The organism is Rudanella paleaurantiibacter (assembly GCF_009184635.1).
Taxonomy (GTDB): Bacteria; Bacteroidota; Bacteroidia; order Cytophagales; family Spirosomataceae; genus Rudanella; species Rudanella paleaurantiibacter.
Genome location: NZ_WELI01000007.1, coordinates 91,106 through 115,846, shown reverse-complemented (window position 1 = coordinate 115,846; position 24,741 = coordinate 91,106). Strand labels below are relative to the sequence as shown.

Here is a 24,741-nt window from a genome sequence, read left to right as displayed (position 1 = left end):
TGGTTGAGCAGTAAACACAAATCACGCAACGGTATGAATGAACAAGCAGACGCCCCACAAATAAGCTCCATTGATCTGGATAATCTGGGCGAGGCCCTCGGCAACAAGGGTATGGATGGCGAAACCACACAAGCAGAAACAATCGGCTCTATTAACTCCGCCGGCGACAGCGCCAATGATGCCGAAAAAATGACACCCGACGAGGCCAACGAACAGGCCTGATTGTAAACGACCTCTCGGCTGGTACGTTATCAGCCGAGAGGTCGTTTTTCTAATGCGCAAGCTGCTTGTCAGACAGGAATTGATTTTCGGTAACCGCCTTTCTTATCGAAGATGATGATAATGTCCCCGCCATTGCCAGTCAGGTTTCGACGGGTGCCCTCTTTTCTCCTTCTATTCGAAATGGGTATTATCATGCTTGTCCAACGTGTTTGGTTTGGAGGACGGGTAAATACACGATCACCAATAATCTGCTCCAGACAGCGGTTGCGTGCGGCTATATCACCCGTTGTCTTGTAAGGATACCCGACTGAATCAGCATCGTACACTAAAATTATATCGCCATCGAAATCACTAAACCGGGTTGGTGGATTGTCTTTGTAGCTATCGTCTATCAAAGGTATAAGGAGCCAACACTCCTCCCCATGTGCGTTTTGATACTGATGTAGATGAATAATTCCCTTATCGTATTTGGGCAAAAATTCTTTGTTCCGGACGCAAGCCTGTAGGAATTCGGCCAAAATACGCCTTCGTAGCGGGTCGGTGTCAAGCTTTATTTCCTGCACGTCAGAGCAAGGGGGCGGATTGCCTTGCTGTGCGTATGATTGGCAAAAAAAGAGAAGCCAGACCAGCAACTGTAGCCCGACACACTTTCCATTCAGTTTCATAACGTCTGTATATATGGATCAGCCACTTATCCAGATAAGCGCATCAGGCGTCTGCTACTTCATATTCAACGGCCAGAAAGTGAGTCAGGTCCCCTTGGGTATTGCGCATTGGGTTGATCATAATCCGGCACAGATACGACTCACCGTTTTTGCGGTGATTACGGGTCGTGATGTTCACGGGTCGGGCATGGCGCAGTTGATCGCCTACTTTCCGCATCAGCGACATGTTCGTGTCTTTTCCTTGCAGGAGGGAGGGCGTTCGGCCGAGCACCTCGCCCATGGTGTACCCGGTCAGGGTCAGGAAGCTGTGGCTGGTCCAGAGAATACTTTTCGAGAGGTCGGTTAACACGAGGGTCATGCCGTCCTGCAAGCTTTGGGCGTAGTACCGGCGTTGCTGCCGGGTGAGCTTCCAGTCGAAAATGCGGCACAGCCGGGCAAACAACACTTTCTCCCGTTCCTTGGCTCGCTGCTGAGCCTCATCTAACAGGGTTATTTCCAGGCTGGCAATCGGAAACGGCCGACAACCTTCCTGTTGAGAAGGCCGAAACGACCGGTTCAGCATTTCGACGTATGATTCAGAGACGTTCATGAGATCGCGTAAGAGGAGGTGAACCAATTCGAAAACTACGATGAATAGGGTTCATTGTCAATTTTTTTTCGTGGAAATAATCAAGTGGTTTTCAAACGCATACCCTTCTTTAACGTCTGTATTGGCCATTTTCGGAGAAAGTTTTTTTAATTTTTTTCAAGCGCCCTCTTGCGTCGAATAGCCCGGCGCACTACTTTTGCACCACGATTAAGGACAACGGCAACGAAAACTTAATCAAAAAAAATGGTGCGGTAGTTCAGTCGGTTAGAATACCTGCCTGTCACGCAGGGGGTCGCGGGTTCGAGTCCCGTCCGCACCGCTCAAAAAGCCTCTCAGTGCAAACTGAGAGGCTTTTTTATTGTTCCCGAAACATTCAGCCAATAGCGCGCGCCGAGCCACAAAGCCGATCATCGATAAAAGTCATTTTTTGGAGTCGATCATCGGCAGCACCAATCAGCCAAAGAGATTATCTCATCTGTTTCCTGGCTACGATTTTCATAAAGAGTTTGACGTCGTTCGAAATTGCATTTCCAGACCGATAAAAGTGTCTTTCTGATCCGTAATCGATGCCCCACTCCGTTCGGTCAATGGTCAGCGCGCCATTTAGCTCGACAATTCCGTCCATTCCGTCTTTAAAGTGCATAGTGGCCCAAAAAGTAACGGCCTTCGTAACCCCTTCAATGGTTAGGTTCCCGGTAATTTTTAGATTTCCTTCCGTTGTGACCCGTATACTTCCATCCGTTGGAATATTTGCATTTCCCCCATTCGCTGGCTCAACCTTCGTAATGGCGAACGTAGAAAGGGGGAATTTCTTGAGATCAAAAAAGGGAGGTAACTGGTTGCGTGGACGTTGATCGTCCATCGTTTCCTGAATGGTAGTCATGTCGACCTCAACGGCACCGCCCACCAGCCGACGGTCGCTTCGGCGATCCGATTCGATGGTCAGCTCTCCTTTTTTTAGATCGACGCTTCCCGTACGGGTCCCATCCCCCAGAAACGTAGTACCTTCCCATCCACCCAGTAGCATAGACCCTTTCCAGACGATAACACTTTGCTTCGGATCAATGCTATATCTTTTCTTCCCTCCTTTATTGTAAAAGTCTGTGATGGTGGTTCCGTCGTACCGATACACCCCATTAGCGTCGCCAAACCAAATACTGCCATCGTTCGCTTCCGAAAGCCCAAAAAACGCCTTCCCGGACTTGATTTCAGTTACAATGGGCTTCGGGCTGTTCAGAGACGCGGCCTCGTACCGGGAAAGTGCCTGAACCGTCCAATTAGCCGGGTTTACGGGACCCGTAGTCCAGATGTTTACTTTTTTATCTTCGATAATGGCATAGGCCCCTCGCTCCGATACCTTTGTAAACGTACGACCGTCGTAGCGATAGAGGCCACCGGGCCGACGGCCTCCCCGAAAGCCATTATAGCCACTGAGCCAAATGTTGCCGTTTCGATCTTCGATTATACTCCAAACGTCGAGAAAAGGCTCGCCTTTATGGGTCAGCGTGGTAAACGTTTTCCCGTCATACACAAAGGCGTCGCCCCGGGTGCCAACCCACAATTTCCCGGTTCTATCTTCAATGATTGTATGGATATCATGATTCCAATGCCCTTCCTTGTAGAAAAGCGGGGCGTTCGGAGAGGTGAAATTTCGAAACGATTTCCCGTCGTAGCGACTGATTCCCTCTTCAGTACCGAACCAAATAATGCCGGCTTTATCTTCATAAACAGACCTGACCGAATTACTGGCGAGCCCCTCTCTGGTAGTGAAATGTCGAATGGATTTGCCGTTGTCATAATAAACACCGGAATCAGTAGACGTAAACCAAAGGTTGCCGCGCCGATCTTCCAGAACATCCCCAAATCGGTGCGGGCCCAGGTTACGGGTAAGATTCGTAAACGATTTTCCCGGCTCATCGGGCAGGCGGGCATCGTATCGAAACACATCCCCAAAGGATGCGTTGTTGGGGCCAGCCATCAAAAGGGTGCCATCTCTGCCCTTTTTTATGTTACGAACCATCAGGTTGGGGCCTATGTCTTTGATTTCGGTCTTGATGGACTCCTGTGTTTCATTTGGCTGGTTTTGTCCGCAGGAAGTAAGCCAAACAGACAGTACGAGCAGAGCGTATAGGCGGAAGTAGTTCATCGGTTTCCCTTTTTGGTATCAACGAATTTGGACCGCACCGGCGGAAACGGCGGTGGACTGTAAACCTACCTGCTTTGTGCTGAGATGTGTCGGAGGGCTAGCAAAAGAATGTTAATGAAACGTAAAAGTTACTTACACAGGCTGTAGGGCCTGAGCATCCGGGGCAGGGCAAACCGCCAAAAACGTAAAGCACAATGTACTGGAACGCCAAATGGGGTTGTCAGCCTTGGCGCTTTTCGGGTGGTCCTACACGAAAAAAGCGCAAGCCGGGGTGTCCCAACTTGCGCTTTTCGTTACCGATATTTCTTACAACTGAGCCAACACATCGTCGTTTACCGACGTCATATCAATCGAGATGACCTGATTGATGTAAATCTTTTTCTGCCGCAGGGCATCGCGAAATTCATCAAACAACCGGGGCGACTCCTCCTTGAATTTTAGCCAGTAGCCGGGCGGGAGTTGCAGCATCAGCTCCCGAAGCGTCAGCGTCTTTTCGACCAAATAACCGGCCTGTGTATTCTGCTTGTAAGCCCGAAACAGCGTGCTCCGGGTATTGGCCCGAATAGGTAAATCCTGAATCAGTAACTCGTCGGGTAAACTCTCCGCCTGCTTCCTCCGTCGTTCTAATTCATCGGTTATCTGTTCGAGTGCTTTTTGTAGTTCCGTGGTGGGCGTGTAACGCAATCGTTTAATCGTACTCATCGAACGTGTTAGTGGGCAATTGGGCAACTAAGATAAAAAAAGGGGTTTTCTAACCGAATAGTAAGCTAAAAACTAAGCCGATCGACTTTCCCGCTATTAGCCTCAACCTAGATTAACCCCTCGTTTTCAACTAATTACCAACTATTTTTTGCAACGCCTTTTCCATGTAAAATGGCTGCATGGTTCTTCAGGGAAAGTCGTCAGCCTTTCATGCAGTGTCCACCGCTCGTGCGAAAATTAGCGGTCAACCTGGTAAAATAAACACCCGTTTATGCTTTCTCCGCTGGGTGCTTTACGCATACGGGCCCAAAACTTAAGTTTACGTAAGTTTGACCTCGTTGGTACTCAAGACCCCCAAACCTTCCATCCAGATGTTCGATTTTATTGCCCATTTACACCCGTTACTGGTTCACCTGCCCATTGGCATTCTCTTGTTTGCAGGTGCCCTAATGGTGTTTGGCCGGTGGCGGTCGGTCGATGTCGAAGCGGCCGAGTCGCTGGCGTGGGGGCTGGGCGCAGGGTCGGCTTTACTGGCGTGTGGTGCGGGCTGGTTGCTGGCGCAGTCGGGCGAGTACGATGCGGACCTGGTACAACGACACCAATGGACCGGGCTGGCTACGGCCGGGTTCGGTGCTCTTACCTACTTCATAAAGCGTTACCGCCCTGCTTTGGCTACGGCTACAGTCCTTTTTCTGACAGTTGCGGGGCACTACGGCGGCAACCTGACCCACGGCGAGGATTACCTTTTTCCTGGCGCGAAAACGGTAGCCGACACCTCCACTGACCTTGAGCCAACCGTTTCGGCACAGGTGGGCGAACTGGCCATACGCACCAACGATTCGGGAGCAACGGCCACCCAACCTACTGTCCGGCGCACGTTTTTCTACCGCGACCGCGTGGTGCCGGTTCTCGAAACCAAATGCTACAGCTGCCACTCGTCGCGCAAGAAAAAAGGCGGCCTCCGGCTCGACACCGAAGCGTTTATCCGGCAGGGCGGTAAAAATGGCTCCATCCTGACGCCCGGCAATCCACAAAAAAGCAAACTGTTTACCTACCTGCTGCTACCCGAAGGCGACGAGATGCACATGCCCCCCAAAGGCAAACTGCAACTAAGCCGGAACGAAATTGCCCTGATTCACCACTGGATTAAAACGGGGGCTTCGTTCAAGGAGCAAATCGAGGTCATTGCCCCAGCGGCAACCAGCAGTGGCCTCGTGGCCGCATCCACCGACGGCCTGCCCACTAACCCGGTGTATGAGTTGCCCGTCCTCCCCGCCAATACTACGCCCCCGGCGGGTGGCCCCGTGGTAAACGCACCCGCAAGTGCCGAGGCCCGGCTGCTGGCCAATCCCATAGCGGCACCCGCCCCGGCCGTACTCGAAAAACTCCGCGCCGAACAGGTAACGATTAACCGACTTACCGACGCAGGCCCCTATCTGTCGGCCAATTTTGTAAACGTCAAATCATTTGAACCCCGCTTGCTCGACGCTCTGGCGGGCGTGGGCCAGCAGGTGATGCGGTTGCGGCTCTCCGATCAGCCCGTGCGCGATGCTGACCTCCAGACGTTACGCCAATTTCCGAACCTCACCCGGCTCAACCTCGAAAACACCCCCATTACCGATGCCGCCCTCGGACACGTATCGGCACTGCCTAACCTGGAGCAGCTAAACCTCTACGGCACCGCCGTGACCGACGCGGGCCTCGCGCAACTGGCGCAGTTACCCAACCTGAAGGTGCTGTATCTGTGGCAAACCAAAACCACCCCGGCCGGTGTAGAGCGACTCCGCAAAGCCCGGCCCGACCTGATTATTGAAACCGGAACGCTGCAACTGGCCAAACCCGACACCAACAAAGCGCTCTAAAACCCACACAAACGTATGCTTCGGTTCTTCCTTTTCCTGTTTGGCAGTGTGCCGCTCTGGATACCCTCCGGTCCGCCCGGCACTGATGTAAAACTCCCGGCCGACGTGGCGGGTGCCTATGCCAAACTCCCGGCCGAGCTGGACTATAACCAGCACGTAAAACCGGTACTGTCGGACAAATGCTTTGCCTGCCACGGCCCCGATAAAGCCAAACAAAAAGCCGGTCTTCGGCTCGATGTGGCCGCGGCCGCGTACGGTCCCTTGCCCGAAAGCCCCGGCAAAGTGGCCATTAAACCCGGCAACTGGGCCAAAAGCGAAGTGGTGCACCGGATTCTGAGCACCGACCCCGACTACCGGATGCCCACGCCCGAGTCGCACCTGAGTTTGTCGGCCGAGGAGAAAGCCGTGCTGCTCAAATGGATTAAAGACGGAGCCGTTTATAAACCGCACTGGGCGTTTGTGCCGCCCCAGAAAAAGGCCCTACCCCCGTTGAGCGACGCACTCGCGGGCAGGGTGGTGAACCCCATCGACGGGTTTGTGTTTGCGCGGCTCGAACGAGAAGGGTTACAGCCCGCGCCCGAAGCCGACCGTGAACTGCTGCTCCGGCGGCTTTCGCTCGACCTGACGGGCCTGCCCCCCACCCCGGCCGAAATCGACCGTTTTCTGGCCGACAAAAGCCCTGATGCCTACGAAAAGCAGGTCGACCGGCTCTTGGCCTCACCCCACTACGGAGAAAAAATGGCCACCGATTGGCTCGATTTGGCCCGCTTTGCCGATTCACACGGCTACACTGTCGACCGGCTCCGCGATATGTCGCCCTACCGCGATTGGGTCATTCGGACGTTCAACAGCAATATGTCGTACCGCCTGTTTGTGCATCAGCAGCTGGCCGGCGACCTCATGAAAAGCCCCGACGAGGACAAAACGGCCCACCGCGACCGGCTCATTGCCACGGCCTTCAACCGGCTGCATCCGCAAAACATGGAAGGTGGTATTGTGGAGGAAGAATTTCAGACCGAGTACGTCATGGACCGGGCCAATACCCTTGGCGATGCGTTCATGGCCATTTCGGTAGGGTGCGCGCGCTGCCACGACCACAAATACGATCCCATCAGCCAGAAAAATTACTACGAACTGTACAGCTTTTTCAACAATGTGCGGGAGGCCGGGCAAATTTCGTGGAACGACGACCTACCCACGCCCACCTTACTGCTGCCAACCGAAAAAGAAGAGGCCCTGATTCGGTTTATGCAGTCGGGCATTACGGAGCAGGAAGCCGCCGTAGCGAAGGCCGAGCGGGACGCTCAGGCGGGTTTTGCCCATTGGCTGGCGTCGGGCAGTTACCGCAAACTGGCTTCCGAAACGCTGCCTCAGGCCCATTTACAGGGCTTTTATCCGTTTGAGGACTCGCTGCGCAACAGCCTCAATCCCAAACAGAAAGGCGTAATGAAGCGCGACGCAGGCGAGGCCGACAAGCCCGTTTTTGAGACTACCCCACAAGGTAAAGTGCTGCTGCTGAACGGCGACTCTTACGCCGATTTACGCGATGTGGGCGTGTTTCGCAAGTCGGAGCCGTTTTCGGTGGGTATCCGAGCGTGGTTTCCGAACGAGTTTAAGGAGGGCGTCATCTTCCACAAAAGCAATGCCGAGCGACTATACAACTTCAAAGGCTACCACCTGCTGCTGAAAAACAACCGGCTCGAAATCACAATGGCCCACACGGCCCCCTCCAACGCCATTACGCGCCTGAGCACCCAACCCGTGCCCCGCCAGAAATGGGTACAGCTCACGCTGACCTACGATGGGTCGGGCCGGGCCGAGGGGTTCCGGCTTTACCTCGACGGAGCCGAGCTGGTCATGGAAACGGTAATCGATCAGCTGTACAAAGACATTATTTTCTTCGAGAAGAACGAGCCCGCTCTGCAAATTGGAGGCTGGTACCGGGGGTTGGGTTTTAAGGGCGGCAAGGTCGACGATGTGGTGGTGTACAACCGCGCGCTTACGCCGTTTGAGATTCGGGTGCTGGCCCGCAAGGCAAGCTGGTCGAATCTGGCAAACAAAGCACCGGCCGACCTCTCGGAGGCCGACAAAGCCACCCTGCTGGCGTACTACCTCGCGGTAGAAGACCCCAACGTACGGGCCGCCCGGCAAACCCTGCAACAACGCCGAACGGCTTTCAGCGACTCGACCCGGCGCATTGCCGAACTGATGGTGATGCAGGAGATGCCCACGCCCAAAAAAACGTTTTTGCTGAACCGGGGTCAGTACGACCTCCCCGGCCCGGAGGTATTTCCGAATACCCCCACGTCGATTCTGCCGTTTCCGGCATCGTTGCCCAAAAACCGGCTGGGGCTGGCGCAATGGCTCACCGACAACCGGCACCCACTCACCGCCCGCGTGGCCGTGAACCGGTACTGGCAGAATTTCTTCGGCACGGGCCTCGTCAAAACCACCGAAGATTTTGGCAATCAGGGCGAGTTACCCAGCCACCCCGAACTGCTCGACTGGCTGGCCGTGACCTTTGCCCAAGACTTCGACTGGGATGTAAAACGGCTGGTGAAGCTGATGGTGATGTCGGCCACGTACCGGCAGGACTCGCGGCTCACGCGGCCCGACCTGCGCGAGCGTGACCCCGAAAACCGGTTGCTGGCCCGCGGCCCGGCTACCCGGCTTACGGCCGAAATGCTCCGCGACAACGCCCTGGTGGCAAGCGGCCTGCTGAACCCCAAAATTGGCGGCAAAAGTGTGAAACCGTACCAGCCCGACGGCCTTTGGGAGATTAACAGCATGACCTACAAAGCCGACACGACCGATGCCGTGTACCGCCGAAGCCTGTATGTGGTGGTGAAGCGGTCGGTGCCCAACCCCACGCTGGGTACGTTTGATGCCCCCTCGCGGAGTAGCTGCGTGGTTCGGCGGCAACGTACCAACACGCCCCTGCAAGCCCTCGTGACGCTCAACGACCCCACGTATGTTGAAGCGGCCGGGGTACTGGGCGAGCACATGGCCCGGCAACCCGACGCCCGGCAGGCCATCACCGACGCCTACCGACGCCTGACGGGCCGCACCCCCACCGAGCGCGAACTGACCCTGCTTCTCAAACTCCGGCAAACCGAGTTCGAGAAGTTTAAAGCGAACCCCGCCAAAACAACCGGCTGGCTCAAAACCGGGCGTCATCGGCCCGACCCGACCCTCGAACCGGCTGGAGTAGCCGCTTACGCCGTAGTGGTCAGTACAATTCTGAACTCCGACGCCACCCTAACCAAACGTTAATCCAATGGCACATCATCACGACGAACCCTTTCGGGTGGGCGGGGGCGATTTTTCGGACCTGAACCGCAAACTTGACCGCCGGGACTTTCTGCTCCGCACGGCCTCGGGGCTGGGTGCGGTGGCCCTGAGCGGCTTGCTCACCGGCCGGGCCCTGGCCAACCCCGCCGAGGCAATGGCCCACCAGATTTCGGCCCGGCTGGGGCAAATTGCCCCCAAAGCCAAACGGGTGGTGTACCTGTTTATGGCCGGTGGCCCCTCGCAGTTCGAGACGTTCGATTACAAGCCCAAACTGCTGTCGATGCTCGGCAAAAACCTGCCCGATTCGGTACGCAAAGGGCAGCGACTCACGGGCATGAGCGCCAATCAGGCAGCCTTACCCATTGCGCCATCGGCGTACCAGTTCAAACCATACGGCAAAAATCAGACGTGGGTGAGTGAGTTGTTGCCCTACACAGCACAGGTGGTCGATGAGCTGTGCCTGATTAAGTCGGTGTACACGGAGCAAATCAACCACGACCCGGCCATCACGTTTTTCCAGACGGGCCATCAGTTGCCCGGCCGACCATCCATTGGGTCGTGGGTGAGTTACGGGCTCGGCTCCGAAAACCAGAACCTGCCCGCGTTTATCGTACTAGTCTCGAAAGATGCCTCCAAAGACCAGCCGCTGTACGCCCGTTTGTGGGGAAACGGGTTTCTGCCCTCCGAGCATCAGGGTGTGCAGTTTCGGTCGGGCAAAGACCCGGTTTTGTTTCTGAACAACCCCGAAGGCTACGACGGCACCGACCGCCAGCAGATGCTGGAATACCTCACGCAGCTCAACCAGCTGCAAAACGAAAGCTGGGGCGACCCCGAAGTGAACGCCCGGATTGCGCAGTACGAAATGGCCTACCGGATGCAAACGTCGGTGCCCGATGTGATGGATACCACCCGCGAGCCCGACGAGGTGTTTGACCTATATGGCCCCAGCAGCCGCGACAAAGGCTCGTACGCAGCCAACTGCCTGCTGGCCCGTAAGCTGCTCGAAAAAGACGTGCGCTTTGTGCAACTGTACCATCAGGGCTGGGACCACCACGGGGGCCTGCCCAAAGGCATGAAGCACCAATGCGGGCAAATTGACCGGGCTACGGCCGCCCTCATCGTCGACCTGAAACGGCGGGGTTTGCTCGAAGATACCCTGGTGGTGTGGGGCGGTGAGTTTGGCCGTACGGTGTACTCACAGGGGCAACTGTCGGCCACCAACTACGGCCGCGACCATCATCCGCGCTGCTTTACGATGTGGATGGCCGGGGCGGGTGTGAAGGCAGGCATTACCTATGGCCAAACCGACGATTTCAGCTACAACATTGTGAAAGACCCCGTACACGTGCACGATTTTCAGGCTACGCTGATGCACCTACTCGGCGTCGACCACGAGCAACTGACCTACAAATACCAGGGTCGCCGGTTCCGCCTGACCGATGTACACGGCAAGGTGGTAAACGGTATTCTGAGTTAAATTTTCGCGTGTATGCGCTGCAGAGATGTCATTTTGACTAGAGATGTCATCTTGTTTGGAAAGATGACATCTCTGCCCCCTATACGCCCCAAACAACTACCTTTAACCCCCGAACTCTTTACCGGCTTCCGACCAGCCGCTTTCCGACACTCATGCGTACCTGTTTCCTGTTTCTGGCTCTTTTTCTGGCCCAAACGGCTTTGGCCCAACCCCATCCACCGCTCAAACTCTGGTATAAAACACCCGCCAACGCGCAGATAGCCGATGTTGATAACGGCTGGAAAGATGACCCCGAATGGCTCAAGGCCCTGCCGCTCGGCAACGGGTCGCTGGGGGCGATGGTGTTTGGCGACGTAAACCGCGAGCGTATTCAGCTCAACGAAGAAAGTATGTGGTCGGGCAGCCCCGACGATAATAACAACCCCAATTCGTTTGCAGCGCAGGCCGAAATCAGGAAACTCCTGTACGCCGGAAAATACAAAGAAGCTACCGAGCTGACCGACAAAACGCAGATCAGCAAGGGTGCAGGCTCTGGCAATGGCAACGGAACCAAGGTTCCCTACGGCAGTTTTCAGACCCTCGGCGAACTGTATCTCGATTTTGCCAACAGCACCCCCTACACCGATTACTACCGCGAACTCGACCTGCACGATGCCGCAGTCAGGGTACGCTACACCCAAAATGGGGTTCGGTATAGCCGCGAAGCCTTTGTGAGTTACCCCGATCAGGTAATGGCTATTCGGCTCACGGCCGACAAACCCGGTGCGCTCTCGTTCAAGGCCCGGCTCTGGCGGCCTGAACGATTTCGGACGTACGCAGCCGATAATCAGCTCATTATGGCGGGTAACCTTTCCGACGGCAAAGGGGGCGACGGACTGGCGTACATGACCCGACTCAAAGCCGGGCACAAAGGCGGCACGGTGGCCTACACCGATGCGGGTATTTCGGTCAGCGGAGCCACCGAGGTGATTCTGTATCTGACAGCCTCAACCGATTACAAGCTGCAACACCCCACGTACCGCGGTCGCGACCATGTGGCCCTCACGGCCCGTTCGCTGCAACAGGCCATGCAAAAACCCTACGCCCGGCTACTCAGTGACCACCTGACCGACTACCGGCGCTATTTCGACCGTACCTCATTTACCCTGTTTTCGGGCAACGACACCCAACCTACCGACGAGCGGCTGGCGGCTTTCAAAACCAACCGCAACGACCCTCACCTGTACGAACTCCTGTTTCAGTACGGTCGGTATCTGCTCATTTCGTCGTCGCGGCCCGGTACCCTGCCCGCCAATTTGCAGGGCATCTGGGGTAATAAAATCCAGACGCCCTGGAACGGCGACTACCACACGAACATCAATATCCAGATGAATTACTGGCCGGCCGAGGTAACTAACCTGCCCGAGTTACACCTGCCGTTTTTCGATCTGCTGCGTTCGCTCACAACACCCGGTGCCGAGACCGCCCGGGTTCACTACCACGCGCGGGGCTGGGTGATGCACCCGATTACCAACGTGTGGGGCTACACCGCCCCCGGCGAACAGGCCAGTTGGGGAATGCACACCGGGGCCACGGCCTGGCTTTGCAGCCACATTGCCGAGCATTACCGCTACACGCAGGACAAAGCCTTTTTGCGGCAGATGTACCCGGTGCTAAAAGCCGCCACCGAGTTTTACATGGACTGGCTGGTGGTGCATCCACAAACAGGCAAGCTGGTATCAGGCCCGGCGGGCTCGCCCGAAAACACGTTTATTGCACCCGATGGCAGCAAGAGCCAAATCAGCATGGGGCCTGCCCACGAGCAGCAGGTAATCTGGCAGTTGTTTCAAGATTTCGGCCTGGTTTCCAAAGCCCTCGGCATCTCGGATAGCTGGACCCGGCGCATTGCCGAGGCTCAGGGGCAGTTGGCCGGGCCACAGATCGGGGCCGACGGGCGACTGATGGAATGGGCCGAGCCTTTCAAGGAAGCCGAACCCGGTCACCGGCATATTTCGCACCTGTTTGCGTTGCACCCCGGCCATCAGATCAACGCCGTGCAAACGCCCGACCTGATGGATGCCGTTCGGAAATCGCTCGATTACCGCATGGCTAACGGGGGTGGCCACACCGGTTGGAGTGCCGCCTGGCTCGTGAGTCAGTATGCCCGGCTGGGCGAAGCCGAAAAAGCAAAGGCGAGCCTCGACGTGGTGGGTGCCAAAAGCACCTCTATCAACCTCTTTGGGCAACACCCGCCGTTTCAGATGGACGCCAACTTTGGCACCACGGCCGGCATTGCCGAAATGCTCCTGCAAAGCCACGTGGAGACCCCGGAAGGCGGGGTGCTGATTGACCTGTTACCGGCCCTGCCCGCGAGCTGGGCTAACGGAGCCGTTGGGGGGCTGGTGGCCCGTGGAGGCTACAACATCAGCATGAACTGGAAAAGCGGCCAACTGGAGCAGGTAACAGTCGAGGCCCGGCAGAGTGGCCGGGCTACGCTGCGGTACAAGGACCAATCGAAGCCGATTATGTTGAAAAAAGGCGAAAAACGAGTTTACCGGTTCTAAACGAATGCTGAAAATAGGTATCGTCGGCGGAGGGATTGGCGGGCTCACAACCGCCCTCTGCCTACACCAGGCTGGCTTTGGCGTACAGGTCTATGAATCGGTGCCCGCCATCCGGGCGCTGGGGGTGGGTATCAATCTGTTGCCTCATAGCGTTCGGGTACTCACCAATCTGGGGCTCGCCCCGAAACTCACCCAGATAGCCGTCGAGACCGAAGATCTCCGGTACTACAACAAACACGGTCAACTGTTCTGGCACGAGCCCCGAGGTCGTCATGCAGGCTACCGGTGGCCCCAGTTTTCGGTGCATCGAGGTCGGTTTCAGGAAATGCTTTACGAAGAGGTTTTGACCCGAATTGGCCCCGATGCCGTGCGGGTAGGCCATCATCTGGCCTCGTTCAGCCAAACTGATCAGAGCGTAACCGCTACGTTTACCCACCGGGCTACCGGCAACGGGTTGACGACCGATACCGTCGACCTGCTGATTGGTTGCGACGGTATCCACTCGGTGGTCCGCAAACAGCTGTACCCGACCGAAACCGAGCCCCGGTTTTCGGGCAATGTGCTGTACCGGGGCACCACCCGCATGAAGCCGTTTCTGAACGGCCGCTCGATGGTGATGATTGGCCACCTGAAACAGAAAATGGTGGCTTACCCCATTGGTGAACCCGACGAAACTGGCTTGCAGGTAATTAATTGGGTTGCTAACCTTTGGGAGCCCGAAACGGCTATGACCGTGCGCGACTGGAACCGACAGGCTGACCCCAACCGGCTGGTGAATCTTTACCAGAACTGGCACTTCGACTGGCTCAACGTGCCCGCTATGATTGCCGGTGCGCCTGCGGTTTACGAGTTTCCGATGTCAGACCGCGACCCGCTCGATCGTTGGACATTTGGGCGGGTAACGCTGCTTGGCGACGCGGCCCACCCCATGTACCCAATTGGCTCAAACGGGGCGTCGCAGGCTATTCTGGACGCCGAAGCCCTCACGCAGGCACTGACTACTCAGCCCGACGTACAAACGGCTCTCAGGGCCTACGATCAGGAGCGCGTACAAGCTACCACACGGGTGGTGCTGCAAAACCGACAGAAAGGCCCCGATCAGATTCTGGACATGATGGAAGAAGCCGCTCCCGACGGATTCGCCCACCCCGACGAGGCTATTCCATACGAAGACCTCAAACAGGTGATGGACCGCTACCGCCAGATCGCCGGCTTTGATAAGGAAACGCTCAATGGGAAAGAGTAAAGAGTGTGGACCGCATTCGGTAAACATGAGTCATGCCGAATTTTCGAATTTTTGATGAATTTAAACACAAGCACCTCCCTGGATGCCCCGTCAGGGGCCTAATATTGGTAGCAAACCCGGAACATAGACCGAATACCAGAGCCCCGAAGGGGCGTAACCCTAAATAAGTTACGCCCCTTCGGGGCTCTGGTATTGGCGGGGGACGTCTTTTCTACCAATGTTGGGCCCCTAACGGGGCGTCGAGTCGAGGCCTCTGCTACCCTAAAATTCGGGATGACTCATGTTTCGCTCTTTCGCTTTTCACTCATTTACTTCGGTGGTCCCGGCCGTTCGACGAAGACCAGATCGAGTTGGCTTATTTTGGCGAAGTTCGGGCCGGGGGTTGGGGTTTGGGGGTACACGTGATCGGTGTACGGGTGTGCCGACCGGAAGAAATCTTCGAAAATGCCCGGCGTAAGCATACCCACAATGCGGGTGTAGGGGCTCTTGAACTGGTACGCGTGAATGGTACCGGCCGGGGCCGACAGAAAATCGCCCGGATTCAGGTCGAGTAGCGAGCCGTTGGCCCACATCGCCATTTGCCCATCCACACAGAAAAACGACTCCGAATGCTTCTGGTGAAAGTGCTTGATAATCATGTGCCCGGCCGGCCCCTCGGTACCAACCACCAGGAGTTTGTGGGCTGTGCTGGCATTATCGCTCAGAACCGTAAATAATTGATCACCAATCGTGTACCGGTCGCCCTCGCCTGCAGCCAACACATACGGCACCACCGCACCGGGCAATTGGGCATTGGTTACCCGGCGGGGCGAGTCGCCGGTGAGGGGCTCGTCTGTAAACCGGATATCAGCCACTTGCTCGGCCTGTTGCATAGCCTCGGCCGCTAACGGAGCCACGGCATCGCCCGGCTGCACATGGCCGGCATAGGGTGTGCCCAGCGTCGGGTACAACAACGACAGGCCATCTTCGCTCGTCATCGAAATCAGCTGGTTCCGGTGCGTACCCATCCAAAAACCGTGCGGGACTGTGGGCGGAATACTGGCAAAATCGCCTTTGACCAGCAAATGGTGCTCGCCATTTAGCCAAAGTTCCACCACACCCTCCAGCACATACAGCACCTCGTGCGTGTGCGCATGGGTGTGCATGGGCAGCGAGGCCCCTCGGCCACCGGTCAGCACCGACCATTCGAACAGATTGCCCGTGTCGGCCGGGCGGGCCAATTGGCTCACCACCAACCCACCAACCAGGTATCGGTTGCCGGAGCCGTTGAGCAGATAGTACGGGATTTTCTGACCCGGCAGCGCATTTTGCGGGGTCACGGCCTGAATAGCCGACAGGCCGCCGGGCATCTCGGCGCCTTTTTCGTAGAGTGCCGTTAAATCGGCGGAGGTTAATTGGGGTTCAGACGACATATAGAGAGCGTGAATGGGCGAAATAGACTACCTATCGGTTTACTTTTTGCGGCTGGTGCGGAGCGTATCCAGAAAGCGGAGCATCTGATCGAAATACGAGTCGATCATGACGCCGGGGCCATGCCCACCGCCCGGCACCAGCACCAGCTCGGTTTTAACACCCGTTGCCTGTTGTTTCTCAAACAGTTTCTCGCTCTGGCAGGGCGGCACCAGCGGGTCTTTATCACCGTGAAAGATGAGGAAAGGCGGGTTGCCTTTCCGTACGTAACTGATGGGGTTGGCCACCGCGCACTTTTCTTTGTTCTGCTGAATAGGGCCACCCACCAGCACCGACTCGGGCGACTGGGCGTCATTGTGCGACATGGTGCTCCCGCAGCTATCCATAATCAGAAAATCGGTGGGGCCAAACCAATCGACCACCGCATCGACCTGACTGCTAACACCCGTGAATGCCCCCAGATTTCCCTCCAGATCAACATCCAGCCCGGCCACACTGGTCTTTTTGAGACCATTGGTTGTCCCGGCCATAGCAGCCAAATGCCCCCCCGACGACCAACCCGTGATAGCCACAAACGAATCGTCGAGGTCCAGTTGTGCGGCATTGGCCCGTACAAACCGGATGGCGGCTTTCACATCGTGGATCTGAGCCGGAAACATGGCGTCGCTGCTCGACCGGTAGTTGATACTGGCCACGGCATAGCCTTTCTCGAGCAACCGCTGCCCAATGCCGTCTTTAAAGGTATTGGCTTTCCAACTATTTGACCGCCAGGCACTGCCGTAAATACAGATAACCACGGGGTAGGGTGCTTTGCCGGTCAGTGGCAAGTGAATGTCCAGTTTGTGGCCAACCAGATTGTCGCCCACGTAATCGAGGTCCATCCAGTACCGCGATGATTGAATGGCAATTTTGTCGAAGTTCACAGGTTTATGTTGGGCTACGGCACCCAGAGCGCCAACCAGCAACGCCAGGGTAAGTAAAAATCTCATACCCTATAAAGCCAAATTGCGGCCGTTATACCTACCCAACATACGGCACAAGCCGTAATCGCACGGCCGGGTTCGTTAAATAAGAATCTGTTTATTTCCGGTCACGTATAGTACTGAACGACAGGCGTAGCTGGTACCTTCGAACCGCCTAAGCCAGTCCAAGATTTTGGCCTGTCCAGACCCACATTAATAGACATTTAAATCATTTTTGTTTCCTAATAATTTACTTGTTAAATTTGGTTGTTTATTAAAGCATAAGCGCTTCGGGGTAAAGGTCACCCAACAGCCAAGTCCACTCTCTTCGCACACCCCATTAGTCGGCTCCGGCCCGGCACTGCATTCAGTCGGCGTTTCTCTTTTTGGGTGCTCCCGGGCGCCTTCCATACGTTCTAACCTCTCCACATGCTTTCTCCATCCAGTCAATCTCCTAATGTCTGGCTCGTCGACGACGACCAGGACGACCAGTTTCTGGTCTACACCGCATTTGAACAACACACGCCCTCCATTCCACTCAAAATTCTGAACGACGGCGACGAGGTGCTACCCGAACTCTCGAACGCCCCCGAACCACCCCGGCTCATTCTGCTCGACATCAACATGCCCCGGCAAAATGGTTTCGAAACGCTGGCGCAGGTTCGGCGAACGGTAGCCTGGCAAGACCTGCCCATTATTCTGTTTACCACCTCCAGCACCGAGGGAGATCAGGAGCGGGCGCAGGCCCTGGGTGCCACCCATTTTTTAACCAAACCGACGGATTACGGTCAGCTTCAAGTGATGATCAGCCAATTGGTGAAGCACTATTTACCCAGCAACGCATTGCCCTCCTGAGCGTGTCGGGCCAAACCTCCCCTCGGTGAGTATCAAAGCCATTAAGTACCGGTCGGGCGGTGCTTTTATCGATATGCTCAAACACCTCACCCTCCCGATTGGCCTGCTGGTAGGCCTTAGTACCTTCGCTCAACCGATTCCGACCCTCAACCAACCCGACGACGGCTACCGGGGCATCTGGTACCACATTGGGCCGCTCAAAACCGAGTACGCGTACAAATACAGCGGGGGCCTCGCCACCTATCCGGCCAACCATCACCCCTTCGCCGTATATGCCCCGTCCGTTCAAAAAACATTTTTCTGTTTTGGTGGGGCTTCCAAACGTGCCAAACCGAGCCTGCTCCACGAGGTTGGCGTGTTTGATCACCGCACCGGCACGGTATCGCTACCGACGGTGGTACTTGATAAACAGACCGATGACGCCCACGACAACCCGGTGCTCAATATCGACCGGCAAGGCTACATCTGGCTCTTTTCGACCTCACACGGCACCGAACGCCCCTCGTTTATCCATCGGAGCCGGAAACCATACGACATCACCGCCTTCGACCGGGTGCCTGCTACCCGAATGCAGGGCGACAGCCTCGTGCCGTTCGACAATTTCTCGTACCTCCAGAGCCACTACGACCCCGACCGGGGCTTTCTGCATCTGATGACTCACTATGAGCGCGGTATGCTCAAATACGGCGCGAAGAAACCCCGCCGAACCATTGGCTACGTCACCAGCCGCGACGGTATCCGGTGGTCGGCCATTCGGGATATTGCCACTATCGAGGAGGGACATTACCAAACCAGCCACCAACACGGCCGTAAGGTAGGAACCGCGTTTAACATGCACCCGGATACCGAAAAAGGGGCCGGCCTCGACTACCGAACCAATCTGTACTACATCGAAACCACCGATTTTGGGCAGTCGTGGCAAACCGCCGGTGGACAACGGGTGAGCCTACCGGTGCGCGAGACCCAAAATGCGGCTCTCATACACAATTACAAGGCCGAAGGACTCAACGTGTACATCAACGACGTGGCCCACGATACCAAGGGAAACCCCGTGATTCTGTACATTACGAGCAAAGGCCCCGAACCCGGCCCCGACAGTGGACCTTACACCTGGCACGTAGCCCACTGGACGGGCAAAACGTGGGCTATTTATCCGGTTACCACCTCCGACCACAACTACGACATGGGCTCGCTCTATTGCGAACCCGACGGTACCTGGCGCATTATAGGGCCCACCGGCACCGGCCCGCAGGCGTACAACACTGGCGGAGAGATTGCGGTCTGGGTTAGCCGAGACCGGGGTCAGCACTGGCAATCAACCGGGGCCCTCACCCGCAACAGTCCCCGCAACCACAGCTACCCCCGCCGACCGGTTAGCGCTCACCCCGATTTTTACGGGCTTTGGGCCGATGGTAACGGTCGGCAACCTTCGGAGTCGTTTCTGTATTTCGGGACGAAAGCCGGGGCTGTGTTCAGGCTACCCGCCCGGATGACCGGCCCCACGGCCAAGCCAGAGCGGGTAAAACCGTAAAAGAGACCTGCCGGAAAATGCCGATGCGTTGAAAAAATAGTTTTCCAACGCATCGGCAAAACCCACTTGTCCATGAACCAATTAGCCCCTTTATTTTTTAAATCTATAGGCGCTATAGAAACCATAGCCTAAATAAATCGCAAACCTTCGTACATTTATCCAAACAATTTTTGCCCCTCGTCAACTGCCAATGATTCAAGTGATGCCAACCGACTTCGACGCCCCGAAGCCGGTGGATTACCCATCTGTTCCCCCCCAATCGTACACCCAGGAAAAAGCCACCGAGGCTAATCAGGCCTTCGATCAGGCGGTGCGGCAATTTCTGCACCAATGGATTGAGCAAGGCACCGTTCCCGACACCGACCATGCCTACGAAGGCAACCTCCAGGACTTTGTGCAGCAAGGCGCGTTGCGTAGCTTTTTCAAGCATCACGACGACGCCCTTGAGCGGCTACTCAGCCACGATACGCTGGCCCGGCACCTGCTCCGCCCAGCCAACGAAGTGTATTTTGAACCCGACGCATACGAGCCTCTGCTGGCCACCTTCGAACGGCGCATTTACAACCTGGCGGCTCACCGCGAGCACCGCGAAGTGCCGTTTCGGTACAGCTCGCCCAACCGGCAGGGTGCCTACGGCGACTCCATCGGACTGGGTGACCTGCCTCCCGAGCAGGCTCGTGAAGACATTGGCTACTATTTTGGTACCCGGCGCTCCGACAACACCGCCCTGAACCTGCTGGCCCGGCAGCTGCGGTTCGAGGCCCGGTTTGCCATGGTGTTGCCCACCCACGTACTCAACGAGGGGTACATGGCGGAGTCGTTGCGGATGGTGCGCCACCAGACCGAACAACGGCAAGCTGAGGGCGACACGGAGCTGCATTGCTACGTGATTCACCGTCGGCACGCCATCGACGACCGGCATCTGGGACTGGCCACCGTGCTCATGAACCCGCAGCAACCCCACCGGCCGCAACGGGTTATTTTTCACGACACGCTCCGGCCCAACGGGCGCGCGCCCTGGTGGAATACGTTCCGGCGCTGCCTCGATTCGGTGTTTCCGCAACCGGAAGGCGAGCCCCCGGCTTCTGATTTTCTGGAAGATGGCGGGGTGAACCTGCAACGGCTGCACGACGGCGTACCTATTCGGCATCAGGACATCGACTGTGCGTTTTACACAGCCGCTATGGGCCGGGCCGTAGTGCAATTGGCCAAGCAGTCGCCCGAACTGCTTGTGAACGGACCTATTGAGGAGCTGGTGAGCCAGATGACTGAGCGAATGACCGACTATTTCGAGGGGCCCAACCAGCCCCAACATCCTGACACCATCCGGTTTACCAACATCGTACGCCGGTGGGAAACAGGCCGGGCGGCTCTCGACGACGTTCGGCAGCAGTATCTATTGACCCAAAGCGAGGTAGCACAGCCCCCCGCCCAGCCAGAAGCCCTCAACTGGGCCGCCCCCGACTCACTCGGCCAAAACCCCGACGTGTCGGTAGCAGCCTAATTCACGGTTGGGCGGTCAGGTCGGGGAACCGTTTCACTACGGCCTGACCGCACAATCGTCTGTTTCTTACTGTCCGGCCCTACCCGTAACCCATTCGTAAACAGAGCCTTGCCTCTGGAACACGCAACTCGTGCACATAAACGCACAGGCCTTGTAAACCTTTCGGGCAAGGGTGTGATTTAGTTTGCATGAATTTGTTTGAAGACGAGGTAGCGCTACTGGAGCAGCAAGTGCGGGCTCACCCGGCCGGTAGTACGGTGTTTTACGGCAGCTCGACCATCCGGCTCTGGCCCGACCTAAGCGCCGATTTCCCGCACATCGACGCCCTTAACCTGGGCTTTGGTGGCTCTACACTGGCCGCCTGTGCCTGGCATTTTGAGCGGCTCGTTGTGCCAGCACACCCTCGCACCCTAATTCTCTACGCGGGCGACAACGATCTGGGCGAGGGACAATCGCCCGAGGCTGTTTATCTTTTTTTCTGCGCCCTCATGGAAAAAAAGCAACGGTTTCTGCCCGACGTGCCCTTGTGGTTTATCTCAATCAAACCGAGCCCCGCGCGTTGGGCGTTGATCGAGTCGATTCGGGCGGCAAACCAGACTATTGCTGCCGAAATTGAACGGTTACCGCACTGCACATTTCTGGATTTATCAGAAGCTATGCTCACCGAAACCGGCCAACCCCGGCCCGAGCTCTACGAAGACGACGCCCTACACCTCAACCCAGCCGGCTACAGCGTCTGGCGAACCGAGCTGGCGCGGCATCTATTTAATGCGTGATTGAGCGAATGGCTCCGCCCAACACACTCAATCAGGCTGCGCACCCTGCTCAATCGCTCAATTGCTCATTCACTCAATTACTTTACTGCTCGTTCAGATTCCAGTTGTAATCGAGGTAAGTGATCTTGGTATTCGCGTCGATTTTGGTGTTGGCGTACCGGTTTACCCATTTCACCACCGACTGGCCATCGTCATTCCAATCGCCCTTGTACCAGTCGAAGTACTTGGATAGCTGGGCTTTGTCTTTGGCCAGTTTGTTTTTAGCCGGGTTGTTCAGAAAATCGCTTCCCTGATCGTCGAGTTGGGCATCAAGTTTGTCGGCGGTGAAAGCCTCGTTGCGCAGGCGCGGGCAGGAGATCGACGCGCACACGAGGGCAAAGTGAATCCGGGGATCATCGAACTGTTTGCGTAGCGTACCGTGCTCAATGTTGTCGAGGCTCATTTTCTCGTTGCCAATGGTGATAAACTTAGCCGCCCAGGGGGTTGTGACAAACGGAATCTTGATTTTTGAGCCAATATCCTTGATGCTTTTCACGGGATAGTGGTTCAGGATCAGCCGAATGGTATAGGCGTTGTAGGCATTGATCCAGTAGGCCATCTGCTCCTTTTTCGACCAGCTACTGGCGGGCGGATTCTTGCTCAACTGATCCAGATACGCGTTGAACGCCTTTTCGTCGGCTTTGAAACCCTTGTAATCAACCAAGCCCTGCGCATTCACGTGTTTTTTCAGCAACCGATCGTAGGCGCTGTGATCCACGGGCGCGGTTTGAGGTTTTACAAAGGCTACCAGGCCCGCAAGCGTGGCTATCAGCAAGGCACTATTCAGGAGCTTGTTCATAGGGTCAATTTGTTGTTTCTATTCGTTTCAGTTGTTTATTTACGCGTTTCGGGCCCGAATAGTTTGATTTTTCAAGCATGAACCCATCCCCTTCCGTTTCCCGTATATATCCGCATCGACCCGATTTCAGCCTCAATGCCCCTCGTCTCTCTTCTGCTCGCATTAGCCTTTACGGCCCCGCCCGATAGTTTGCCCAAACGGTTTAAGCTTCTGCCGCTGCCACTGGTGTACTATACCCCGGAAACCCGGCTGGCGTACGGCGTAGCCGCTACAGCCACGTTTCAGCTCGGTGCCCGGCCCCGCCCGGCCGATACCACCCATACCCTCTCCCGACCCTCGCAGGTTACGTTTGGCGTGGCCTACACCCAAAATAAGCAGATTCTGTTCTACCTGCCGTTCAACCTTTTCTGGGCGCGCGACACCTACTACGCAAATGGCGAAGTGGGGTATTACCGTTACAATTATTTTTTCTTCGGACTGGGGCAGCGGGAAGTTGAGCAGGAGCTGTACGGCGTGGACTTCCCCCGAATTCGGGTCAATGCCTTTCGGCGCATCGTACCCCGGCTGAAAACCGGGAAACTCTATGCCGGGCTGCGCTATCAGTACGAAGATTACCGGGTTACGAGCGTGGAGCCGGGTGGTTTGCTGGCAAGCGGAACCGTACCGGGCGGAACCGGCAGCCGCCTGTCGGGGGGCGGATTGGGCCTGTTTTACGACAGACGCAATCAAATATTTTTTCCCACCCAAGGGTTGGTTGCCGACCTCACCTACCTCAATCATCATCCGGCGCTGGGTAGCGGGGTACGGTTTACGCGGTACGGGCTCGATGTGTCGTCGTATCATTCGCTCAACCGACACGCGGTACTGGCCCTCAACTACGCCCTGAGTGGTACCGTAGGCACAGCCCCGTTTAATGCCCTCTCGCTGCTGGGCGGCACCAAACGGATGCGGGGCTACTACGAAGGCCGGTTCCGCGACGACAATCTGGCGTTGCTACAGGCCGAAATCCGTTTCGACCTTTACCGGCGGCTGGGGGCTGTGGTATTTGGGTCGGTGGGTGTGCTGGGCGATAACCGGCGCTGGCTCCGGCCCGACGACCCCAAGGGGGCCTACGGGGGTGGCCTGCGCTTCACGCTGAACCGGCGCGACCACCTCAACCTTCGGCTCGACTACGGTATCGGCCGCCAATCGACCGGGTTTTATCTGACCATTGGCGAAGCGTTTTGAGGGGCAAAACCGACCAAACACCGCGTTTTGCCGTATATATCTATAAACCAAACTCAGTACTGGACATTCGACGTCAGACTTCTCTACAGAATGGTGGTAGGTCTAACGTCTGGTATCTGAAGTCTGAATGTCCAGTACTGAATAAATCGAACACACAAACCTGTACTCTGTGACAATTAGCGTAATCATACCCACCTACAACGAAGCCGATAATATCCGTCAGGTGGTAGAGGCCGTGCGCAGCTATGGCGGAGATGCCGTAACCCAGATTCTGGTCATCGACGGCGGTAGTTCTGACCAAACCGTTGCGCAGGCTCAACAGGCGGGTGCTACGGTACGGCGCTCACCAGCCAGCGGGCGGGCGGTACAAATGAATTATGGCGCGAGCATAGCTACCGGCGAGGTGCTGTATTTTGTACATGCCGATGTGCAGCTCAACCCGACTTTTGCCACCGATATTGCCGAGGCCATCGGCGCGGGTTACGAAGCCGGTTGCTACCGGTTCCGGTTCAACTCCGACAAACCCATGCTGCGGTTCAACAGCTACGGCACCCGGTTCGAAGGGCTTATGAGCCGCGGGGGCGACCAAACCCTGTTTATCACCCGGTCGCTTTTCGACCGGCTGGGCGGTTTCAATGAGCGGTACGTAATCATGGAAGATTTCGACATCATTGTCCGTATTCGGCAGGTGGCCCGCTTCCGCATTATTCCGAAAGACGTACTGGTGTCGGCCCGCAAATACGAGACCAATAGCTGGTTGCGGGTGCAGTTGGCGAACCTAACCGCCTTTTCGATGTTCTTTCTGAATGTATCGCCCCAACGCATTGCCCGCACCTACAAATCCATGTTGAACCACCGCTAACCGACCGTTTCGGTTTAGCAGGTGTCCCTTTTG

The 24,741-nt window shown here is 56.3% G+C and carries 19 protein-coding genes and 1 tRNA gene; 13 read left to right on the top strand and 7 right to left on the bottom strand.

Features of this window, described 5'->3' with window-relative positions; genetic code table 11:
* Positions 1–33 precede the first annotated feature (33 nt).
* Positions 34–222 (top strand): hypothetical protein, encoded by a 189-nt coding sequence (locus F5984_RS17865; RefSeq protein WP_152125590.1) that lies wholly within the window; start codon positions 34–36, stop codon positions 220–222.
* A gap of 68 nt (positions 223–290) precedes the next feature.
* Here the strand turns inward: F5984_RS17865 and F5984_RS17860 are convergent, their stop codons facing one another.
* On the bottom strand, positions 291–887 hold the full coding sequence (locus F5984_RS17860; protein WP_152125589.1) for a hypothetical protein: 597 nt from the start codon (positions 885–887) through the stop codon (positions 291–293).
* 43 nt (positions 888–930) lie between these two features.
* Positions 931–1,476 carry a PAS domain-containing protein gene (locus F5984_RS17855; RefSeq protein WP_246169106.1) on the bottom strand — a complete coding sequence of 182 codons (546 nt, stop codon included), beginning with the start codon at positions 1,474–1,476 and terminating at the stop codon, positions 931–933.
* Between the two features lie 245 nt (positions 1,477–1,721).
* Between F5984_RS17855 and F5984_RS17850 the strand changes: the two genes are divergently transcribed.
* Positions 1,722–1,795, top strand: a tRNA-Asp gene (locus tag F5984_RS17850).
* 147 nt (positions 1,796–1,942) lie between these two features.
* Here F5984_RS17850 and F5984_RS17845 read toward each other — a convergent pair.
* The gene (locus F5984_RS17845; RefSeq protein WP_152125588.1) at positions 1,943–3,622 is read right to left on the bottom strand and encodes a YceI family protein; all 1,680 of its coding nucleotides are present in this window, start codon (positions 3,620–3,622) and stop codon (positions 1,943–1,945) included.
* Positions 3,623–3,928: 306 nt separating this feature from the next.
* Positions 3,929–4,324, bottom strand: a complete 396-nt coding sequence (locus F5984_RS17840; protein WP_152125587.1) for a hypothetical protein — start codon at positions 4,322–4,324, stop codon at positions 3,929–3,931.
* 371 nt (positions 4,325–4,695) lie between these two features.
* Here F5984_RS17840 and F5984_RS17835 point away from each other — a divergent pair, with 371 nt between their 5' ends.
* The 5 genes from F5984_RS17835 (at position 4,696) to F5984_RS17815 (ending at position 14,743) form a co-directional block, all read left to right on the top strand.
* Complete coding sequence (locus F5984_RS17835) at positions 4,696–6,186, top strand: c-type cytochrome domain-containing protein (protein ID WP_152125586.1); 1,491 nt, start codon at positions 4,696–4,698, stop codon at positions 6,184–6,186.
* A 15-nt stretch (positions 6,187–6,201) separates the two neighbouring features.
* A complete protein-coding gene (locus tag F5984_RS17830; RefSeq protein WP_152125585.1) occupies positions 6,202–9,459 on the top strand; it encodes a DUF1553 domain-containing protein in 3,258 nt (1,085 codons plus the stop codon).
* 4 nt (positions 9,460–9,463) lie between these two features.
* The gene (locus F5984_RS17825) at positions 9,464–10,954 is read left to right on the top strand and encodes a DUF1501 domain-containing protein (protein WP_152125584.1); all 1,491 of its coding nucleotides are present in this window, start codon (positions 9,464–9,466) and stop codon (positions 10,952–10,954) included.
* A gap of 152 nt (positions 10,955–11,106) precedes the next feature.
* Positions 11,107–13,497 carry a glycoside hydrolase family 95 protein gene (locus tag F5984_RS17820; RefSeq protein WP_152125583.1) on the top strand — a complete coding sequence of 797 codons (2,391 nt, stop codon included), beginning with the start codon at positions 11,107–11,109 and terminating at the stop codon, positions 13,495–13,497.
* Between the two features lie 4 nt (positions 13,498–13,501).
* On the top strand, positions 13,502–14,743 hold the full coding sequence (locus F5984_RS17815; RefSeq protein WP_152125582.1) for a flavin-dependent oxidoreductase: 1,242 nt from the start codon (positions 13,502–13,504) through the stop codon (positions 14,741–14,743).
* Positions 14,744–15,051: 308 nt separating this feature from the next.
* Here F5984_RS17815 and F5984_RS17810 read toward each other — a convergent pair whose 3' ends face one another.
* Together F5984_RS17810 and F5984_RS17805 are read right to left on the bottom strand one after the other, a co-directional pair.
* Entirely contained in the window at positions 15,052–16,155 is a 1,104-nt protein-coding gene (locus tag F5984_RS17810; protein WP_152125581.1) for a quercetin 2,3-dioxygenase, read from the bottom strand.
* Between the two features lie 39 nt (positions 16,156–16,194).
* Positions 16,195–17,142 carry an alpha/beta hydrolase gene (locus F5984_RS17805; protein ID WP_152125580.1) on the bottom strand — a complete coding sequence of 316 codons (948 nt, stop codon included), beginning with the start codon at positions 17,140–17,142 and terminating at the stop codon, positions 16,195–16,197.
* A 402-nt stretch (positions 17,143–17,544) separates the two neighbouring features.
* On the opposite strand from F5984_RS17805, the gene F5984_RS17800 reads away from it, so the two are divergent.
* From F5984_RS17800 to F5984_RS17785, 4 genes are all read left to right on the top strand, one after another.
* A complete protein-coding gene (locus tag F5984_RS17800; protein WP_152125579.1) occupies positions 17,545–17,970 on the top strand; it encodes a response regulator in 426 nt (141 codons plus the stop codon).
* 25 nt (positions 17,971–17,995) lie between these two features.
* Positions 17,996–19,501: a BNR-4 repeat-containing protein gene (locus F5984_RS17795; protein ID WP_246169105.1), complete on the top strand. Its 1,506-nt coding sequence runs from the start codon at positions 17,996–17,998 to the stop codon at positions 19,499–19,501.
* Positions 19,502–19,691: 190 nt separating this feature from the next.
* Positions 19,692–21,005: a hypothetical protein gene (locus F5984_RS17790; protein WP_152125578.1), complete on the top strand. Its 1,314-nt coding sequence runs from the start codon at positions 19,692–19,694 to the stop codon at positions 21,003–21,005.
* A 188-nt stretch (positions 21,006–21,193) separates the two neighbouring features.
* Positions 21,194–21,781: an SGNH/GDSL hydrolase family protein gene (locus F5984_RS17785; RefSeq protein ID WP_152125577.1), complete on the top strand. Its 588-nt coding sequence runs from the start codon at positions 21,194–21,196 to the stop codon at positions 21,779–21,781.
* Between the two features lie 82 nt (positions 21,782–21,863).
* Here F5984_RS17785 and F5984_RS17780 read toward each other — a convergent pair whose 3' ends face one another.
* On the bottom strand, positions 21,864–22,619 hold the full coding sequence (locus F5984_RS17780) for a DUF547 domain-containing protein (protein ID WP_152125576.1): 756 nt from the start codon (positions 22,617–22,619) through the stop codon (positions 21,864–21,866).
* A 135-nt stretch (positions 22,620–22,754) separates the two neighbouring features.
* On the opposite strand from F5984_RS17780, the gene F5984_RS17775 reads away from it, so the two are divergent.
* Positions 22,755–23,846 (top strand): BamA/TamA family outer membrane protein, encoded by a 1,092-nt coding sequence (locus F5984_RS17775; protein ID WP_152125575.1) that lies wholly within the window; start codon positions 22,755–22,757, stop codon positions 23,844–23,846.
* 169 nt (positions 23,847–24,015) lie between these two features.
* Positions 24,016–24,708 (top strand): TIGR04283 family arsenosugar biosynthesis glycosyltransferase, encoded by a 693-nt coding sequence (locus F5984_RS17770; RefSeq protein WP_152125574.1) that lies wholly within the window; start codon positions 24,016–24,018, stop codon positions 24,706–24,708.
* The last annotated feature ends 33 nt before the right edge of the window (positions 24,709–24,741 follow it).

Coding starts and splice junctions, on each gene's coding strand:
- F5984_RS17865 (WP_152125590.1), top strand. CDS start 34: ATGAATGAACAAGCAGACGCCCCACAAATAAGCTCCATTGATCTGGAT.
- F5984_RS17860 (WP_152125589.1), bottom strand. CDS start 887: ATGAAACTGAATGGAAAGTGTGTCGGGCTACAGTTGCTGGTCTGGCTT.
- F5984_RS17855 (WP_246169106.1), bottom strand. CDS start 1,476: ATGAACGTCTCTGAATCATACGTCGAAATGCTGAACCGGTCGTTTCGG.
- F5984_RS17845 (WP_152125588.1), bottom strand. CDS start 3,622: ATGAACTACTTCCGCCTATACGCTCTGCTCGTACTGTCTGTTTGGCTT.
- F5984_RS17840 (WP_152125587.1), bottom strand. CDS start 4,324: ATGAGTACGATTAAACGATTGCGTTACACGCCCACCACGGAACTACAA.
- F5984_RS17835 (WP_152125586.1), top strand. CDS start 4,696: ATGTTCGATTTTATTGCCCATTTACACCCGTTACTGGTTCACCTGCCC.
- F5984_RS17830 (WP_152125585.1), top strand. CDS start 6,202: ATGCTTCGGTTCTTCCTTTTCCTGTTTGGCAGTGTGCCGCTCTGGATA.
- F5984_RS17825 (WP_152125584.1), top strand. CDS start 9,464: ATGGCACATCATCACGACGAACCCTTTCGGGTGGGCGGGGGCGATTTT.
- F5984_RS17820 (WP_152125583.1), top strand. CDS start 11,107: ATGCGTACCTGTTTCCTGTTTCTGGCTCTTTTTCTGGCCCAAACGGCT.
- F5984_RS17815 (WP_152125582.1), top strand. CDS start 13,502: ATGCTGAAAATAGGTATCGTCGGCGGAGGGATTGGCGGGCTCACAACC.
- F5984_RS17810 (WP_152125581.1), bottom strand. CDS start 16,155: ATGTCGTCTGAACCCCAATTAACCTCCGCCGATTTAACGGCACTCTAC.
- F5984_RS17805 (WP_152125580.1), bottom strand. CDS start 17,142: ATGAGATTTTTACTTACCCTGGCGTTGCTGGTTGGCGCTCTGGGTGCC.
- F5984_RS17800 (WP_152125579.1), top strand. CDS start 17,545: ATGCTTTCTCCATCCAGTCAATCTCCTAATGTCTGGCTCGTCGACGAC.
- F5984_RS17790 (WP_152125578.1), top strand. CDS start 19,692: ATGATTCAAGTGATGCCAACCGACTTCGACGCCCCGAAGCCGGTGGAT.
- F5984_RS17785 (WP_152125577.1), top strand. CDS start 21,194: ATGAATTTGTTTGAAGACGAGGTAGCGCTACTGGAGCAGCAAGTGCGG.
- F5984_RS17780 (WP_152125576.1), bottom strand. CDS start 22,619: ATGAACAAGCTCCTGAATAGTGCCTTGCTGATAGCCACGCTTGCGGGC.
- F5984_RS17775 (WP_152125575.1), top strand. CDS start 22,755: ATGCCCCTCGTCTCTCTTCTGCTCGCATTAGCCTTTACGGCCCCGCCC.